The organism is Neobacillus drentensis (assembly GCF_036962125.1).
Taxonomy (GTDB): domain Bacteria; phylum Bacillota; class Bacilli; order Bacillales; family Cytobacillaceae; genus Neobacillus; species Neobacillus drentensis_B.
The window spans coordinates 132649-149498 of sequence record NZ_JBALOA010000001.1; the positions used below are offsets into that span (position 1 = coordinate 132649).

The 16850-nt window shown below is 38.4% G+C and carries 15 protein-coding genes and 1 riboswitch; of the genes, 7 read left to right on the plus strand and 8 right to left on the minus strand.

Features of this window, described 5'->3' with window-relative positions; all coding sequences use genetic code 11:
- Positions 1-114: 114 nt before the first annotated feature.
- Positions 115-864: a type I methionyl aminopeptidase gene (map, locus tag V7121_RS00610; RefSeq protein WP_335500592.1), complete on the minus strand. Its 750-nt coding sequence runs from the start codon at positions 862-864 to the stop codon at positions 115-117.
- A 273-nt stretch (positions 865-1137) separates the two neighbouring features.
- On the opposite strand from map, the gene V7121_RS00615 reads away from it, so the two are divergent.
- A complete protein-coding gene (locus V7121_RS00615) occupies positions 1138-1464 on the plus strand; it encodes a helix-turn-helix domain-containing protein (RefSeq protein ID WP_335500590.1) in 327 nt (108 codons plus the stop codon).
- A 92-nt stretch (positions 1465-1556) separates the two neighbouring features.
- Here the strand turns inward: V7121_RS00615 and V7121_RS00620 are convergent, their stop codons facing one another.
- Positions 1557-1679, minus strand: coding sequence for an anti-repressor SinI family protein (locus tag V7121_RS00620; RefSeq protein WP_335500588.1), 123 nt, complete (start codon positions 1677-1679; stop codon positions 1557-1559).
- 30 nt (positions 1680-1709) lie between these two features.
- A riboswitch (cyclic di-GMP riboswitch) is annotated at positions 1710-1799 on the minus strand.
- Between the two features lie 613 nt (positions 1800-2412).
- Between V7121_RS00620 and V7121_RS00625 the strand changes: the two genes are divergently transcribed.
- Positions 2413-2616: a hypothetical protein gene (locus tag V7121_RS00625; protein WP_335500586.1), complete on the plus strand. Its 204-nt coding sequence runs from the start codon at positions 2413-2415 to the stop codon at positions 2614-2616.
- A gap of 37 nt (positions 2617-2653) precedes the next feature.
- Here the strand turns inward: V7121_RS00625 and hutH are convergent, their stop codons facing one another.
- Together hutH and V7121_RS00635 are read right to left on the minus strand one after the other, a co-directional pair.
- Positions 2654-4180, minus strand: coding sequence for a histidine ammonia-lyase (gene hutH / locus V7121_RS00630; protein WP_335500584.1), 1527 nt, complete (start codon positions 4178-4180; stop codon positions 2654-2656).
- A gap of 405 nt (positions 4181-4585) precedes the next feature.
- Positions 4586-6778, minus strand: coding sequence for a DNA topoisomerase III (locus V7121_RS00635; RefSeq protein WP_335545399.1), 2193 nt, complete (start codon positions 6776-6778; stop codon positions 4586-4588).
- 247 nt (positions 6779-7025) lie between these two features.
- On the opposite strand from V7121_RS00635, the gene V7121_RS00640 reads away from it, so the two are divergent.
- Together V7121_RS00640 and V7121_RS00645 are read left to right on the plus strand one after the other, a co-directional pair.
- Positions 7026-8294 (plus strand): MDR family MFS transporter, encoded by a 1269-nt coding sequence (locus V7121_RS00640; RefSeq protein ID WP_335545401.1) that lies wholly within the window; start codon positions 7026-7028, stop codon positions 8292-8294.
- Between the two features lie 366 nt (positions 8295-8660).
- Positions 8661-9893, plus strand: coding sequence for an aminopeptidase (locus V7121_RS00645; protein WP_335545403.1), 1233 nt, complete (start codon positions 8661-8663; stop codon positions 9891-9893).
- Positions 9894-9930: 37 nt separating this feature from the next.
- On the opposite strand, the gene V7121_RS00650 is transcribed toward V7121_RS00645, so the two are convergent.
- Genes V7121_RS00650 through V7121_RS00660 form a run of 3 tightly spaced genes read right to left on the minus strand, consistent with a single transcriptional unit; the run spans position 9931 to position 12157 of the window.
- On the minus strand, positions 9931-11163 hold the full coding sequence (locus V7121_RS00650; RefSeq protein WP_335500576.1) for a hypothetical protein: 1233 nt from the start codon (positions 11161-11163) through the stop codon (positions 9931-9933).
- Positions 11164-11176: 13 nt separating this feature from the next.
- Entirely contained in the window at positions 11177-11563 is a 387-nt protein-coding gene (locus V7121_RS00655; RefSeq protein WP_335545404.1) for a DUF6114 domain-containing protein, read from the minus strand.
- 21 nt (positions 11564-11584) lie between these two features.
- The gene (locus V7121_RS00660) at positions 11585-12157 is read right to left on the minus strand and encodes a DUF6230 family protein (RefSeq protein WP_335500572.1); all 573 of its coding nucleotides are present in this window, start codon (positions 12155-12157) and stop codon (positions 11585-11587) included.
- A gap of 199 nt (positions 12158-12356) precedes the next feature.
- Here V7121_RS00660 and V7121_RS00665 point away from each other — a divergent pair, with 199 nt between their 5' ends.
- The 3 genes from V7121_RS00665 (at position 12357) to V7121_RS00675 (ending at position 15010) form a co-directional block, all read left to right on the plus strand.
- Entirely contained in the window at positions 12357-13859 is a 1503-nt protein-coding gene (locus V7121_RS00665) for a LuxR C-terminal-related transcriptional regulator (protein WP_335545406.1), read from the plus strand.
- A 70-nt stretch (positions 13860-13929) separates the two neighbouring features.
- Entirely contained in the window at positions 13930-14325 is a 396-nt protein-coding gene (gene mscL, locus V7121_RS00670; RefSeq protein WP_335500568.1) for a large-conductance mechanosensitive channel protein MscL, read from the plus strand.
- Between the two features lie 49 nt (positions 14326-14374).
- Entirely contained in the window at positions 14375-15010 is a 636-nt protein-coding gene (locus V7121_RS00675) for a Bax inhibitor-1/YccA family protein (RefSeq protein ID WP_335500566.1), read from the plus strand.
- A gap of 61 nt (positions 15011-15071) precedes the next feature.
- On the opposite strand, the gene V7121_RS00680 is transcribed toward V7121_RS00675, so the two are convergent.
- On the minus strand, positions 15072-16814 hold the full coding sequence (locus tag V7121_RS00680) for an aromatic amino acid hydroxylase (RefSeq protein WP_335545408.1): 1743 nt from the start codon (positions 16812-16814) through the stop codon (positions 15072-15074).
- Positions 16815-16850: the final 36 nt, after the last annotated feature.

Here is a 16850-nt window from a genome sequence, read left to right on the forward strand (position 1 = left end):
GAAGGACACTAGCCGCTAGGGCGCTGGAGCTAGACAGTAAACTAAGTTTCAAAAACTTATTTTTTCTTATCTTAAAGCGAAAAACCCGTTATTTGAAATAACGGGTTTTGTGATTTAATCCTGATTGGTTAAGATGACTGGTCCCTCTTTTGTAATTGCAAGGGTGTGCTCGTATTGAGCTGAATTTTTCCCATCAATGGTTCTTGCCGTCCAGCCATTGAGATCCATTTTTGTTTGGTATCGGCCAACATTAACCATGGGCTCAATCGTAAAGACCATCCCCTCCTTGATTCTAGCCCCTTTCCCTGGCAGTCCATAATGAGGAACATCCGGTTTTTCGTGAATGACAGCTCCAATTCCGTGTCCAATAAAGTCGCGAACGACCGTAAACCCTTCGCCTTCAACGTATTTTTGAATAGCGTGCCCGATATCTCCAATCCGATTGCCAACTACCGCTTGTTCTATCCCTTTGTATAGTGCTTCCCTGGTGACATTTAGTAAGCGTTCATTTTCCTCAGATACCTTACCAACTGGATATGACCAAGCCGAATCAGCTAAAGCTCCATTGTAATTGACCACCATATCCACTGTCACAATGTCCCCTTCTTTTAAAGGTTCCTTTCTTGGAAAGCCATGGCATATTTCATCATTTATACTCGCACAGGTGGCAAATTCATAGCCCTTGTAGCCTTTTTGTTCTGGAGTTGCACCTTTTTCTTTAAGAAATTCTTCAACAAATACATCAATTTCCCAAGTGGATATACCTGGTTTAATCAATTTAGCAATTTCTTTATGACAAGCAGCAAGTATTTCTCCTGCTTTTTTCATGGCTTCAATTTCACGTTGTGATTTAAGGACAATCATTATAGGAGGTCCCCTTCCTTTTTTTATTTTATATGTATTTAGATAAAAAGTGTTATTCGCCTATAGAAAGAACTTTAGAGAATAATACAATCAACCTCATTAGGCAACACTTTTAATATTAACTCTATCCTCGTTTTTTTTCAAAATTACTTTTTACATTGAATATTTCTCAAAGTTCATTTACTTGTCATATTTCTCCGTTCTTAATATGGTACTTTTCAATTCTTTTTGGTAGAATTAATTTAAAGTGACTAATAATTGGGTGTGATATGAATGATTGGTGATCGCGTAAAAAAATTTCGCTTAGATAAAAAGATGTCATTATCTGAACTTGCTGCTCAAGCAGGAGTGGCTAAGTCTTATCTAAGTAATCTTGAAAATAATAAACAAGAGAATCCTTCGATAAAGTTTCTCGAAAAAATTGCAGCTGTTTTGAATATCCCAGTGGATCATTTAATACATGAAGAAATCGATAAAGAAGAATTAGATATAGATTGGATGAATCTAGTCAAAGATGCTATGAATTCTGGTGTTTCTAAAGAACAATTTCGTGATTTCCTTGAATTCAACAAATGGCGAATTAATCAAGGCGATAAATAATTACCCTAAAAAGATCAATTGAAAAAGAAAAGCATTCTCATTAAGTGTAATACTTTTTGAGAATGCTTTTTATTTTATGTACATTTTCTTGACTATCTCTCGGTGGTTAAAAAATCACGAACTGTTTCTATTGATAACCCTAAGTCCTTCGCCTCTAGTATAAGTGCCATCCACTCTTGATCGATTACTTCTACATTACTTCCGGTTATAACCATACCATTCACCCCTAAAATACTTAATGTATTCCAGGTAACCCGGCCATCCTAGCAAGAAATCCTCACCTTAGATCCTCGGCTTTGCGTCCCTGCTTTTCAACAAGTTTGCCTTTTTCTGATACTAATACAACTTAAGTCACTGTATTAGGCATTTAATTAGTTTTAATAGGTCGATTTCCTTAATCCACATTGCTATTATATCTAGTGCTATTTTAGTAGGGTGTTGTAATTTGTCGCTATATTTAAATATTCAAAAACCTTTTTCTAACAAATTATCCCATATATCTACAAAAATACCTTGTATCATGTTCAACATCCTGCAGCTCTATGTCAAAGATAGTGATATTTGGAAGAAAGTCCCTACCAATTCATTTTGCTAAGCAATTAATGAATAGAATTAGCATCTAAACATTTGTCTAAAATGTGACAATTAGCATATAATGTAAACAACATATAAATATACTTAATATTATTAATATTCAAAAAAATGGTGGTGAAGGATGCGATGACCTTTATTCATATCTTGAACTTTTCCATTCCAATTGCTTTCATTGTGGTTGCTGGGTATTTATTAGACCGGATGTGCAAACCAGATTCTCCAGAACAAAAAGCTGGTGAAGAGTGAATTTATTCCTCTTTTACTCAGCTTTTTCTTTTTATGTCTTGTTTCATATAGTAATTATTTCACTCCAATTTGGGAATGCTACTTGCGAAGACGAAAGGAGTGTTGAAGATGGGACGTGGGCAACATTTTGATCATAAAAAGAAAAACCATCCCGGGGAATTTCCACAAGACAGTTTAACGGAAAAACATGTGAAAGAAGCGGTTGGTGACGAAGAGTTTATAGTAGTACAAGAAGCATTTAAAAACCGAATCGAAAATGAGGACGAGAATCGCGGAGATACAGCTCGTTTGCTGAACGATCAGACAGAATAAAAAGGCGTGAAACGCCTTTTTATTCTGTTTGATTCTTTTAAAATTGGCCATTTTCCATACTTAAATCTCTTATAAACAGTTGGAATTCGATTGACTTTAGCCATACAGCTGCTTTTTCAATATCCTTGGAGAAGACCCTATCTTGATTAATCGATGCCACCTGTTTGCGTCCTTGATCATAAAAAGCCCTTGTATGTGCTGCCATTTTATCAACTCCGCGAATCTCCACTGCCTGCATCGCACAAATCAGTTCAATCGCCAAAACACGGCGTGCATTTTGAATAATTTGATAGGCATGCCTTGAGGCAATTGTCCCCATGCTTACATGATCCTCTTGATTGGCTGATGAAGGTATAGAATCGACACTGGCAGGATGGGCAAGGGTTTTATTCTCTGATACCAGAGCTGCAGCTGCATATTGCATGATCATTGCACCTGATTGTAAACCAGGCTCGGGACTTAGAAACGCAGGCAAGTCATTTAACTGCGGATTAACTAATCGCTCAACACGTCTTTCCGAAATATTTGCTAGTTCTGCTACAGCAATTTTCATGAAGTCCATTGCAAATGCAATCGGTTGTCCGTGAAAGTTCCCTCCGGAAATCACCTTTTCGCCATTATCAAAAATTAACGGATTATCCGTCGCTGCATTCATTTCAATCTCTAGTTTTTCTTTTACATAATCCAAGGCCTGCCACGATGCACCATGGACCTGGGGAATACAACGGAGAGAATAAGCATCCTGAACTCGTAACTCACCCTGTTGTGTTGTTAATAAACTATCACTTAAATAACGACGAATCCTTGCTGCCGTATCAATCTGCTGTTGGTAACCTCTTGCTATATGAACTTCTTCAGCAAAGGCATCAATAATTCCATGTAACCCTTCCATTGTCATGGCAGCAATTAGCTCACTTTCATAGGCAAGTTGCTCGGCCTCTAAATAACCGATTACTCCCATCGCTGTCATCGCTTGGGTCCCATTAATAAGGGCTAAACCCTCTTTTGCTTCTAATGTTAAAGGGAGAATTCCTTCTTGTTGCAGTGCTTGAAAGGCGTCCATTTGTTTCCCTTTGTAAAATACCTCTCCTTCCCCAATTAAGACCAGGGCCAGATGAGAAAGCGGGGCTAAATCACCGCTTGCACCAAGTGATCCTTGTTGCGGGATGACAGGAATGATATCTAAATTCACTAATTCTAATAACTTTTCAATGACAATTGGCCTAACCCCTGAAAAGCCTTTAAGGAGGGCGTTAGCGCGGAGAAGAACCATCGCTTTAGAAACCATTTTCGGAAAGGGTTCACCAACCCCGCACGCATGGGAGCGAATCAAATTAAGCTGCAGGTCCTGAACATGGTTCTTATCGATGAGTACATCGCTGAACTTTCCAAATCCAGTTGTAATTCCATAAACCACTTTTGATTCCGCAACAATTCTTTCAACTGCCTCACGACTTCTTTTGACAGCTTCCATACTCTTGTCTGAGGCTATAACCTTTTGTTTGCGATATAATACATCTTTCATTTGCTCTAAAGTCAAACTTCCGCCTGTCAATGTAATCATATTTATCCCTCTCCTCTACCACTGTAGTATAATAAAGAAAGAGGCTGGATTCCGAATCTAATTGATTAGGAGTCCAGCCTCTTTTATGATTAATGGTTTGAATATTTGCAGATGCCTCATGGGTATCATCCATTCTTTAACGATCTTAGTGTAATTTATTGTATGGGATGATATGCTTTTTTGTCAATTTAATTTTCAGAATTTTAGTACGATAACACTTTAGTGGGATAACATATGATAATTGGTAATCCCAACGAATTTCAAATCTTTATTACATATTTATTAAAATGCATAAACGATTGCATTAATTAAATAAACAAAAGGCTATATTTACGGTGATTTTAAATGTAAATATAGCCCTTTTCAATTACCATTAAACACTTTATTATAACTACCAAATACGACTTATTTTAAATTCAATTTCTTTAAAGCATCTGCCAAAGCTGTATTAATTGGCTCTTCTTCCTTGTTTTGGTTTTTCAGATACTTTTGGACCGTGCGCTTATCCACTTTACCACCAGATTCTTTTTTGCGTCGTGCTTCGAAAGCAGATAGCTTTTCACGATATCCACATTGACATGCAAAGATTTGCCCTTCTCCCTCACCACGTAGTTCAAGTTTTTTCCGGCATTGTGGGCAGCGGGCATTTGTAACGCGTGAAACGTTTTTGCGATGACCACATTCACGATCCTGACAAACGAGCATCTTCCCATTTTTGCCGTTTACTTCAAGCATTGGTTTTCCGCAATCTGGACATGATTTTGTTGAAATATTGTCGTGCTTATACTTTTTAGTACTTGCTTTAATTTCGCTAACGATTTCTTTTGTATGCTGCTTCATCTCATTGATGAATGTTTCCTTTTTCAGTTTACCTTTTGCAATTAACTCTAGCTTTTGTTCCCACTCTGCTGTTGTTGCAGGGGATTTTAGTTCTTCTGGAACTAAATCTAATAGTTGACGACCCTTAGAAGTAATATGAATATCTTTTCCACGTTTTTCAATTAAGAACGAATTAAATAGTTTCTCAATAATATCAGCACGGGTTGCAACTGTACCGAGACCACCGGTCGATTTCAATGTGTCTGCCAGCTGTTTATCTCGATTCTCCATATACTTCACTGGATTTTCCATTGCTGATAATATAGTAGCTTCTGTAAAGCGTGCAGGCGGTTTGGTTTGACCTGACGTTTGAGCGATTAAGGTAACATTTAATGAATCACCTTTTTCGATACGGGGTAAAATCTGTTCCTTTAAATCGTCTGCATCATCAGCATCATCTTCAAAGCGGTTTTCGTATACTTCTTTCCAGCCGGAGTTCAGAATCGTTTTTCCACGCGCAACGAAATTTTCATCACCAATTTTTGCACGTAGCGTTAATTGTTCGTACTCAAATGCCGGGAATAACACGGCTAGGAAACGTTTAATAACTAAATCATATATTTTCCGTTCTTTATCTGTAAAAGCGGAGAGGTTCACATACCCTTCCGTTGGAATAATGGCATGGTGATCACTTACTTTGCTATCATCTACAAATGATTTAGAAGCCTTTATTGGTTTCTTCAATACTTTGTTTACTAACGGACGATAATCTCCTATTGAACATGCTTTAAGTCGTTCTGGAAGCGTTGGAACAATATCTGATGAGATAAAGCGTGAATCTGTACGAGGATACGTTAACACTTTATGTTGTTCGTACAGCTTTTGCATAATATTTAGCGTTTCTTTAGCAGAGTAGCCAAATATTTTATTGGCATCACGCTGTAATTCTGTTAAATCATAAAGACCCGGAGAGAATGACTTCTTCGGCTTTTTCTCAATCTCCGTTACAATAGCATTTTTCCTGCCAAGTTTTTTCACAATCTCATCGATTTTTTCCTTATCAAAGCTGCGACCCTCGCCTTTAGCATTCTGCCAGGTTAGTTTTAACTTATCCATGGTGTGTGCTTCGATTCCATAAAAGGCTTGAGATTTGAAGTTTTTAATCTCATCTTCACGAGTGGCAACAATTGCTACCACCGGAGTTTGCACACGTCCGCAATTTAATTGAGCATTAAACCTTGTCGTTAGTGCCCGAGTAGCATTTAGCCCGATATACCAATCGGCTTCTGAACGTGCCACCGCAGAAAGATATAGGTTTTCATATTCCTTACCATTTCTTAACTTCTGGAAGCCCTCTTTAATCGCCTTATCTGTAACAGAGGAAATCCAAAGACGTTTTGTTGGTTTATTCACCTTTGCTTTAACAAGAATCCAACGTGCAACTAATTCTCCCTCACGAGCACTATCTGTTGCAATCACAATTTCGCCGACATCAGAACGATGTAGCTGGCTCTTCACTGCATGGAACTGCTTACTCGTTTGCTTAATGACCACTAGCTTTAATTCGTTCGGCATCATTGGTAAATCTTCTATTTTCCACGTTTTATATTTTTCGTCATACGCTTCAGGATCAGCAAGTGTAACTAAATGTCCAAGTGCCCATGTGACAATATATTTATCTCCCTCTAAAAAACCGTTACCTTTTTTATTACAATTTAACACCCGAGCTATATCTCGAGCGACAGAAGGTTTTTCGGCAATAACCACACTTTTTTTCACTTTATTTAACACCCTTTCAGTAAACCATTGAACTTTTAATATAACATACAAATTCATAAAATGCAGAATTGCAAAGATGTGGTCATTGATTCTGGCAATAGGAAAAAGACCTCAATATTTTCATGAAATAATAAGAAAAATCATGAATGGTAAGCGTTCTCAATGCGCTTACCGTTTCTGTTGTAAGTTTTACCATAAGAATAGTATGATAGGATGGTCAAAAATTTTGAAAGTGCGAGGACAATGTATGAGAATTAGGGATTGGGATCCTAATTTAAAAGTTCGTTTATTTAGTGAAGCGATGATGAATATCACCTTCTGGATGTTTTTTCCGTTTTTAACGATTTACTTTGCAGAAGAGTTCGGAAAGAGTAAAGCAGGTTTATTATTAGTTTTTTCGCAGATTTTTTCAGTATTAGCTAACCTAATGGGCGGGTACTGCGCCGACCGGTTTGGGCGGAAAAGAATGATGGTATTGTCTGCTATCGGCCAAGGACTTTCGTTTATAGCATTTGGTTTTGCTAGTTCACCTTGGCTTCAATCGCCATGGCTGGGCTTTATTGCCTTTGCAGTCGCTGGTGTATTCGGTTCTTTTTATTGGCCAGCAAGCCAAGCCATGGTAGCGGATGTAGTCGATGAAAAGGACAGAAGTAATGTGTTCGCCATTTTCTATACATCTATTAATATTGCCGTCGTAATCGGTCCAATTCTTGGAGCTATTTTCTATGTTCATTACCGTTTTCAGCTTTTACTTGTTGCTGGCTTAGTTTGTATGTCCTTAGGACTAATATTAGCCAAATGGACTCGAGAAACGGTTCCGTTAACAGATCATGCTTTTTCGCCTGACGGGAAATGGTACTATTTTTTAATCAATCAACTGAAGGATTATTCATTGATTATTAAAGATAAAACCTTCCTATTATTTATTGTAGCAGGTGTATTAGCCGGGCAAACATTTATGCAATTAGACTTGTTGATTCCTGTTTATATTAAGGATGTGTTCAAAAATCAAAGCCTTTTCTCGCTCGGGAATTGGTCGTTTTCAGTCAATGGTGAGCAGGCCTTTGGGATTGTACTTGCGGAAAATGGCTTCCTGGTCGCCCTTTTGACTGTGGTTGTCACGAAATGGATGAGTCAATATTATGAAAGAAATGTGTTTGTCCTCTCTTCGGTTGTATATGCCATTTCCATCATTCTTTTCAGCCAAACAACCTGGATTTGGGGGTTCATGTTTGCGATGGCATTTTTCACATTTGCCGAATTAATGGGTGCGGGCCTGCAGCAAAGTTTTGTATCAAAATTAGCGCCAGAACATATGAGAGGTCAGTATTTTGCAGCTGCAAGCCTTCGATTTACGATTAGTCGTACAATTGCTCCGCTTGCAATTCCTATGACTGTTTGGGTCGGCTATGGTTGGACGTTTTTCAGCTTAACGATACTTGCCCTCTTAAGTGCTGGGATTTATTGGTTGATGTTTTATACATTTGAAAAACAAAAATTGAATGCACAAACATAAAAAAGTCAATATTTTTTAAATAATTGTAATAAATTGTTCACATTCGCTCAATTTGTATTATAATTAACTTATATAGGTTATTAATACAAGGGCGGTGGAATTAATGGATTTATCACAGTTCATGGCTCCAACATCATGGTCAGGTATTATTACATTTTTAGTTCTATTTTCCGCAGGTGTTTATTTTAATATAAAAGTATACGGCAGCAAGCTGCAGTAAAGATGGAAAACTTTACTGCTCGCAGTAGAGATGAAAATCTCTACTGTTTTTTGTTTTACAGGCCGTTTTTCATTAATAGCTATAAGTTTCTTTTTCAAAATAAACAAGCTACAATATAGGAAGATTCAGAAAAAGGAGGCATACATATGAATGAATTTAAAATGAAACTAGAAAAATATGCTGAGCTTGCCGTGAAAGTCGGGGTCAATGTCCAAAAAGGCCAAACATTGGTCGTTAATACTACCCTGGATGCAGCGGAATTTGTCCGGCTGATTGTAAAAAAAGCCTATGAAACAGGAGCAAAGAATGTCATTGTCAACTGGAACGATGATACGGTGACGAGAACAAAATATGATTTAGCTCCAGACGAGGCCTTCTTAGAATACCCTGTTTGGCGTGCCAAAGAAATGGAAGACCTTGCAGACCAAGGTGCAGCCTTTATGTCGGTTATTTCTACTAGTCCTGATTTGCTTAAAGGTGTGAATCCAGAAAAGATTGCCAACTTCAATAAGGCGGCGGGAAAAGCACTGGCGAATTACCGAAAGGCTGCGCAATCTGATAAGGTAAGTTGGACCGTTATCGCTGCTGCATCCCCGGCTTGGGCTGCTAAAGTATTCCCAGATGTACCTGCTGAAAACCAAGTAAGCAAGCTTTGGGAGGCCATTTTTAAGGCAGTGCGTGCGGATTTAGACAACCCTGTAGAAGCTTGGAAAAAGCATGATGAAACCCTTCATGAAAAAGTACATTATCTCAATGAAAAAAGATACCAAAAGCTTCATTACACAGCACCAGGTACTGATTTAACGATTGAGCTTCCTGAAAAGCATATTTGGGTCGGTGCGGGCAGTGTTAATGAACAAGGCTTTGAATTCATGGCAAATATGCCGACAGAGGAAGTTTTCACTGTTCCAATGAAAACCGGTGTGAATGGTACGGTTACTAGCACAAAGCCATTAAGCTACGGCGGCAATATCATTGACCGTTTTTCGGTTACCTTTGAAAATGGAAAAATTGTTGGAGTGAAAGCCGAAGAAGGCGAAGAAATCCTAAAGCGTCTTGTCGATACAGACGAAGGTTCCCACTATCTTGGCGAGGTTGCGCTTGTCCCGGTTAACTCACCAATTTCACAATCAAACGTCCTTTTCTTTAATACCTTGTTTGATGAAAATGCCTCAAACCATTTGGCAATCGGTAGTGCCTATGCTTTCTGTATTGAAGGCGGCAAGAAAATGTCTTCTGAAGAATTGAAAGAAAATGGCCTAAATGAAAGTATCACCCATGTGGACTTTATGATCGGCTCTTCTGAAATGAACATTGATGGAATCACGTCTGATGGCAAATCAGAACCAGTGTTCAGAGGCGGAAACTGGGCGTTTTAATTTCACAACAAAAGAGCAGGCAACCCCTGCTCTTTTTTTATGGTGAATATATGATAGCGCCATCCTTTTCTTTAGCGATTTGTTCACGCATTTTATTCAGTTGGTCAAGTGAATCTACCGGAACAACCTTCCCTAAAATACCAATCAGGTTGAGCGACTTTAACAAACCCTCTTCCAGATTTTGCAATTCATCTTTCAGCGGTTCCCCTTGACAGACGGTGCTTAAGGTTTTGTTCTTGTTAATGGCTTCATCAATTAGTGACAAGGCTAACTCTTTTGTAACTACCCCTTTTGCATCCTCTAATTGGCTGCAAACGGATTTCACCACCTGTTCAACCTTTTCCGTTGTTCCAATTAAAACAGGGTCAATTTTCTTAATAACTGGCTTAAGCGGTTTTGTTACCGGGTCGAGGTGTTCCAAAACGGGCTTAAGCGGTTTTGTTACTGGATCGAGATTCTCCAAAACAGGCTCAAGTGGCTTTGTTACTGGATCGAGATCTTCCAAAACTGGCTCAAGCGGCTTTGTTACTGGATCTAACGGATCTAGGATTGGTTTCAGTGGTTGTGTAATCGGTTTCAATGGATTTGTCACGACATCAACTGCATCTTGTATTGGTTCAGTAATTTTCCCCACGCCAACTGGTGTATCACTCTCATTAGAGCCATCTACACATGTCAGCGAGAAATGTCCATTTTTAATTTTATCAAGTTCTTTATCCAATTCACTAACAGGAAGCATGCTTAAATCTTGAATGATTTTCAACTTTCCGAGTTTTGGTGCATTTGATTGACCTGAAACTGTATTTAAAACTAACTGCTTAATGATACTATTTTCGGATTCCATAGAATGAGCAACCATGACCACATCCTCCATTCCAAGTTCCGGAATCGTTTCTGCAGCCTTTACACAAGCACCTTTGAAAGAAATAGCTGTAGTATCAACAATCATATTTTTTACACTAACAGGTCCATTTGCTTTTAAGCTAATACTTACAGGACCCTTTGGTGAATTCACCTGCTTGGTTAATTTCATTCCATATATCATTGCCGATTTATATTGAAAGCGGAGCATTACTTTACCATTATCAGTTGAAGTTTCTTGTTTAATAAGGGAAGCTGTCATCCCCGTACCTACGACTCGGTCTGCTTCAATGACGAACCCATCGGTTGAAGTTTCATCCGCCTTTACCGTTCCTCCAGTGGAGAAAATGGTTAAACACATCAAAGAGAGACAAAAACTTAACAAAGGAAGCTTGCTTTTCCACAACATAGTTTGATCTCCTTTAAAAAGTGTGAGCCGATTTTTCCAAATCGGTTGGGGGTGGTACGTTTACTTTCACTGGTGCAAGCCGCCAAGCCATCAGCAGTGCTCCTCCAATGATTCCAAAAATCGTCCCGAATAGGAAACCTCCTAGTGCACCAATAACAGAAAGGATGGATAAAAAAATAGAAAAGATCCCTAGAATTTTAGAGGCATTGGGAAAGAACAAAGCAACAACCCCAATTAATGTAAGCAGTCCACCAAAAAGCAGTCCAATAATGGCTATCGAACCTGGAAGAAATGTACTTAAATAAAGGTTTAATGGCACCCAGGAAATCATCAGTCCACTAAGTAGTGTCATCAAAGACCCCCAAAACGGCCGGCTTTTTCGCCACTTCGTAAATTTCATCCATTTCCCTCCTATTCCTTATTATTTATTAATCTTTTCAACTGTAAGTCTCATTCCATTCATATTAATTGTTTTCTGAAATAGATAATGTGTTTTAAGCTTGGCATGCTCTAATGTAATCTTTGATGAAGTTTGTCGAAATTGTTTTTGCCAATCCTCACTATGATTCTCTTTAAGCGCTAAGTTTTCGAATTTAGCATCCGCCTCAATCAGCCCTGCATCATGTTGCAGACCGGTAATCTGTACAGGCTTGGAGGCTGTGATTTTGACACGAATCCACTGCTTACCGACCTTGAAGTCCTTATACAATTGCAAATGATCAATGGTCAAATTTTCGATTAAATTTGTACCCTGTGGGGCTGAATCTTCGCTACTTGTCTCACCCATTTTCGGAAAGAAGGTGTAACCGTTCCCCTCTAATTTATCAAACTCTACATAAAAGTCACCTACCCCTGCAATCGGAACAGCATAGGCCACCCCTGAAATTCCAAATGAGACTAATAACAAAGCTAATACCACTATTCCTGTACCTAAGGCTGACCAGAAAACTTTCTTACTAGTACTTCCCTCAACCAACTGAATTGAATTTTCCATAAGCGCCTCCTAATTTCTGAATTTTTAAACAATACACTTTTTAATAACCTTACTATGGTTACTCCACGGTAACAATCACGTAAGATATCGTAAAAATCTAACTACCCCGTCAAATGTCGGGTCTGATTTTATACTACGGACATAATGAAAACGATTACAACGAAATATATGAAAAAGAAATAAATGAGGTGGGGGCAACATGGAGCATAAAGTGGATCAGCTTTTACAAAAGGGACTCTCAATTCTTTACCGGCTGAGTGAGCCATTTATGAAAGAATGGAAGACAGTCTTAGCTAAATTTGACAGCCAAAAAGAAAATTTGGTGGATAAATTTAATGTCATCATCGAGATTGCCTTCCAACAATTACATAATACGAATATAACTAGTGTAGATTCCTTCATTCTGTCCCTTCTTACGGAATGGCAAAACCGTTTTGGCACTAAGTATGATGAAAATGAGTCGATATTTTTATTAACCTCGATTGAAAATATCTTTTATAGACTTTTATCTGCAAATAAATCATCCACCTTCCTCGATTATCAGGCTGTCCAATTTGTTTTTTCGAGAATTCTTGACCAGACGCTGTTAACACCAGATATAGAAATTCAAAATGAAAAATTAGTAAAAACCATTATCGCCACAAACATCATTCCTATAAAGTGGATTGCTGTTGTTAATAAGATTCATGAAGATTATCTGGTTGATAGTATTGTCTGTTCTGAGGACAGTCAAGTGGATCATTATATACTTGATATGACCGCAAATTTAAAAGCAGGTCAAATCGATCATTTATCGATGGCACTCACTAGACTATTAGGAACGGACAATCAGGAGGATAGAGTAATCCGGATTCCTTGTTTGAATGAAACCTTATTAATTGGCTTGCAAAATCGAGACTTTCCTGTCACTACACATGAAATAGAATTTATAAGAGGTATGTATTTACGTCAGTTAAAACTACAACACCTAGAAAGGAAGATGGAATGGAAAGACGCCTCCCTTCTCTTCTTACAGCATCTATTACGTGCCCAGGATGCAGATGAAGCGGTTAAAGCAATTACTGAAGGGTTAGTCGAATATATGCCATTTAGGCGATGCGCTTTATTTATGTATAATCACTACGAGGGGAAAGGAATCGGTGTTTCCGGTTATAATGTGAGTAATCCCTCTGTACAGCAGATTAGAGAGGAAATATTTAAACTACCCTTAATCAAAAAATACTTACCCTCGTTAACTCATTCTCAACCCCTTTATTTTACCAATGCTGCAACCGTGTTACCGAAAAAATATGTACAGGAATACCAGTTAAAATCATTAGTGGTATTACCCATATTTGTACCTACACAATGTAAGCTGATTGGAATTGCCCTTTTGGACAAAGGAGAGGACTCTCAATTTGAAGTCTCCATTCAGGTTTTGACCACATTAATAAAATTTGGGCAATATGCAGGGGAATTGCTTTTTTCTTATAGGGACAGGACCATTCAACAATTGGGAAGCTCTAATAGTGTCTTAACACCGCGTGAGAAAGAGGTATTAAAGCTAATTGCCGAAGGAGCAACCATCAATGAAGCTGCTATAACTCTTCACTTAAGCAGCTATACGGTTCGTGATTATATATCAATCATCATTCAAAAATTAGCGGCAAAAAACAGGACGGACGCAGCCGTAAAAGCGATTAGGATGAACTTAATCTCCTAAGGCAAGGTTTGCTATTTTAACAGTTTCAAGGTTACAATGGACTATAATTAGAGAGCTAGGAGGATATTTTATGTGGAATGAATTTAAACAGTTTGCTATGAAAGGCAACGTTATTGATTTAGCCGTCGGTGTTATTATCGGTGCAGCATTTGGAAAAATAGTTTCATCTCTGGTTGCCGATATCATTATGCCTTTAATTGGGGTAATCATTGGCGGCGCTGATTTTGATTTTTCTAAACTTGCTTACGGAACATTAGCCTATGGAAAATTTATTCAAACGGTAGTCGATTTCTTAATCATTTCATTTTCAATCTTCCTATTTGTAAAGTTAATCAACCGTTTTAAAAAGAAAGAAGCGCCAGCTGAAGTGGTTGTTAAAGTAGACCGAACAGAAGAGTTATTAGCAGAAATTCGCGACTTATTAAAAGAGGATAAAGATTTTTTCAGAAAAAATGAAACATCTTGACCCATTAATCGTATATTTCTTATAACAAATAATTTTTGAGGTGAAAAATTTGTATACACAAACATCTACTGAGTTTTTGCCATCTGTTTTGAGAACATTCGCGCTTTCCCTTGCGATTGCTTTCTTGGGCACTATGGCAGGTGTATTTGTTCCAGATAGTTTATTTATGCCGCTTGCGATTCTTGAATTCGTGATGCTTATGATTGCATTCTTCTTCAGACGTAAAAAGGCGATTTCGTATTCATTTCTTTATATTTTTACTTTTATCTCTGGTATAACACTTTTTCCAATCGTAGCCTACTACACTGCTTCTGTAGGTGGAAATGTGGTGGTTATGGCATTTGCAAGTACTACCGTTGTCTTTACCGGTGTGGCGATTTATGCAACGAAATCTAAACAAAACTTTTCGTTTTTAGGTGGATTCCTGCTTGCTGCATTACTTGCCTTAGTGGCGATTTCTATTTATAATATTTTCTTTCCATTAGGCTCGACCGGGATGCTTGCCTATTCCTTTATTGGAGTGTTAGTATTTAGCGGTTATGTTCTGTTTGATTTCAGTAGAATGAAGCATTACGGAGTTAGACCTGAAGAAGTACCATTGATGGCATTAAACTTATATTTGGATTTTATTAATTTATTTATAAGCATCCTTCGTATTCTTGGTATTCTTTCCAGCAAAGATTAAATAGCTGAAATACGTAGAACATATAAGAAAGGAGCTTGGATTTCCAAGCTCCTTTTCTTTATCAATTATTGTTTAATAACATAAACCCTCGTTGGATCACTTGATTTACTGATTTCCCCCAGTTTTTGTTCAGTAACATCTCTGAAATCTTCTTTACGTTGGGATGACTATTATTTTGAAGTTTATAAATTTCTAGTATTTCCAGTCTCAATAACCACTCGTTGGGATAGGTCTTATCCAGGGTCGATATTACCAGATCTAATCTCGCCCAACTCTGAGCATTCCACTCAGCGCCTTCGCGCAGGCTGCGAATCTCCGCATATAGTCTTTCTAGTTCATTCAGTTGCGGGACATCTATTTCCTCCGAACTTACGGTTTCATTTGTTGGCATATCAAAATACGCATCAGGATCTGCTGCTCCTGCATAGACCGATGTGATTTCTGCGCCAACTGCCATATCATAGGTCCCCCATGATGGCTCAAAAAGGACTTGACCATTATACATTACTTGGCAATCCTTAAAAGAGATTAAGACAGGCTTACTTTCTGACAACAAGATGGACTTGACAAGTCCCTTCACATGGACACCACTTTCAAATTTCAATACCACCTTACTGCCTTCACTTATTCCCATATCCTTTAATTGTACGAGCGAGCAATTCTCTATGATTGTCTTGTCTTCAAGTTTGCCTATTGGTGTTCCGAAGCCTTTATGATGGGTATCCTTGCCATGATTCACTAATTGCTTCAGATTCAATGATAGTGCAGTCGGTCCTTTTGTTCTAATATAAACGGCTTCTCCCTTCTCATCCTTTATGAGGGTTGCCAATGTTCCCGTCACTTGCAATCCCGACGAAAAGACCAATGTCGCAAGATTATCAGATTGCAAGGCTTTCTCTAAACTTTCCGTGCCGCCTTTTTTAAATGCCATGCCAGCAGCAAATTGATCAATAGCTTCCGTTAATTCATCAAAATCTTTACAGACAAATAATTGCGGCTGAGGCTTGGTGACATCATATGGTGTCTTAATACACTCCTCAACTGAAAATGGGATCTTTTTCACATCATCCGCTAAACAGCTTTGACTTTCACCTACAGATGACAGCAGTCCTGCTCCGTATATCTTCGGATTCTCTAAATCACCTACTAATCCATATTCTACCGTCCACCAAAAAAGCCGAGATACTTGGTCGGCCTCTGATAACCCCTTGACCTTCTTTCTAGCCTCTGCAACCAGTTTTTCTGCTTCTTTAACCTGCTCTGGTGAGGAGTTTGGATCTTCAGCAACAATTGTTAAATGGCGAACGGCCATAAATACCTCTAGCTTCTCTCTACTGGAAAGTGCCTTTGCACCCATTTCTCCTATTTTCCTCACAAAGTCCCGGTATGATTTATTTAATAATATCGGTGCGTGCCCGGCTGCTTCGTGAATCATATCCGGCGCAGGGGTATAAGCAATGTTTTGTATGTTTCTAACCTCTGTCGCAATAGGTAAAATGCCATTTGCCAGAAAGCCGTAAAATACAGATCCAGGAATTAATCCATCAATCGTAATGGCCCCCCAGCCTACTTTCGCCAGACTTTTATTCATGTCATCTACCTTTGGAATGGATTCAGTTTGGATACCTGAATCCCGCAGGCCATTAACATAGGCGGGATGGGCAATATCCTTTAAAAAGTAATGATTTTGTCTCATGACGAATCGCCATACCGAATGATCAATGGGTGTATACCGATGGTAATATTGCTTGGAGATATAGGGCTGTAAGTGCGCATGGCCTTTATTTGCTCCTATTCCAGTCATAGGGAACATTCTCCTTTTCAAAAGAGTATTGTTACC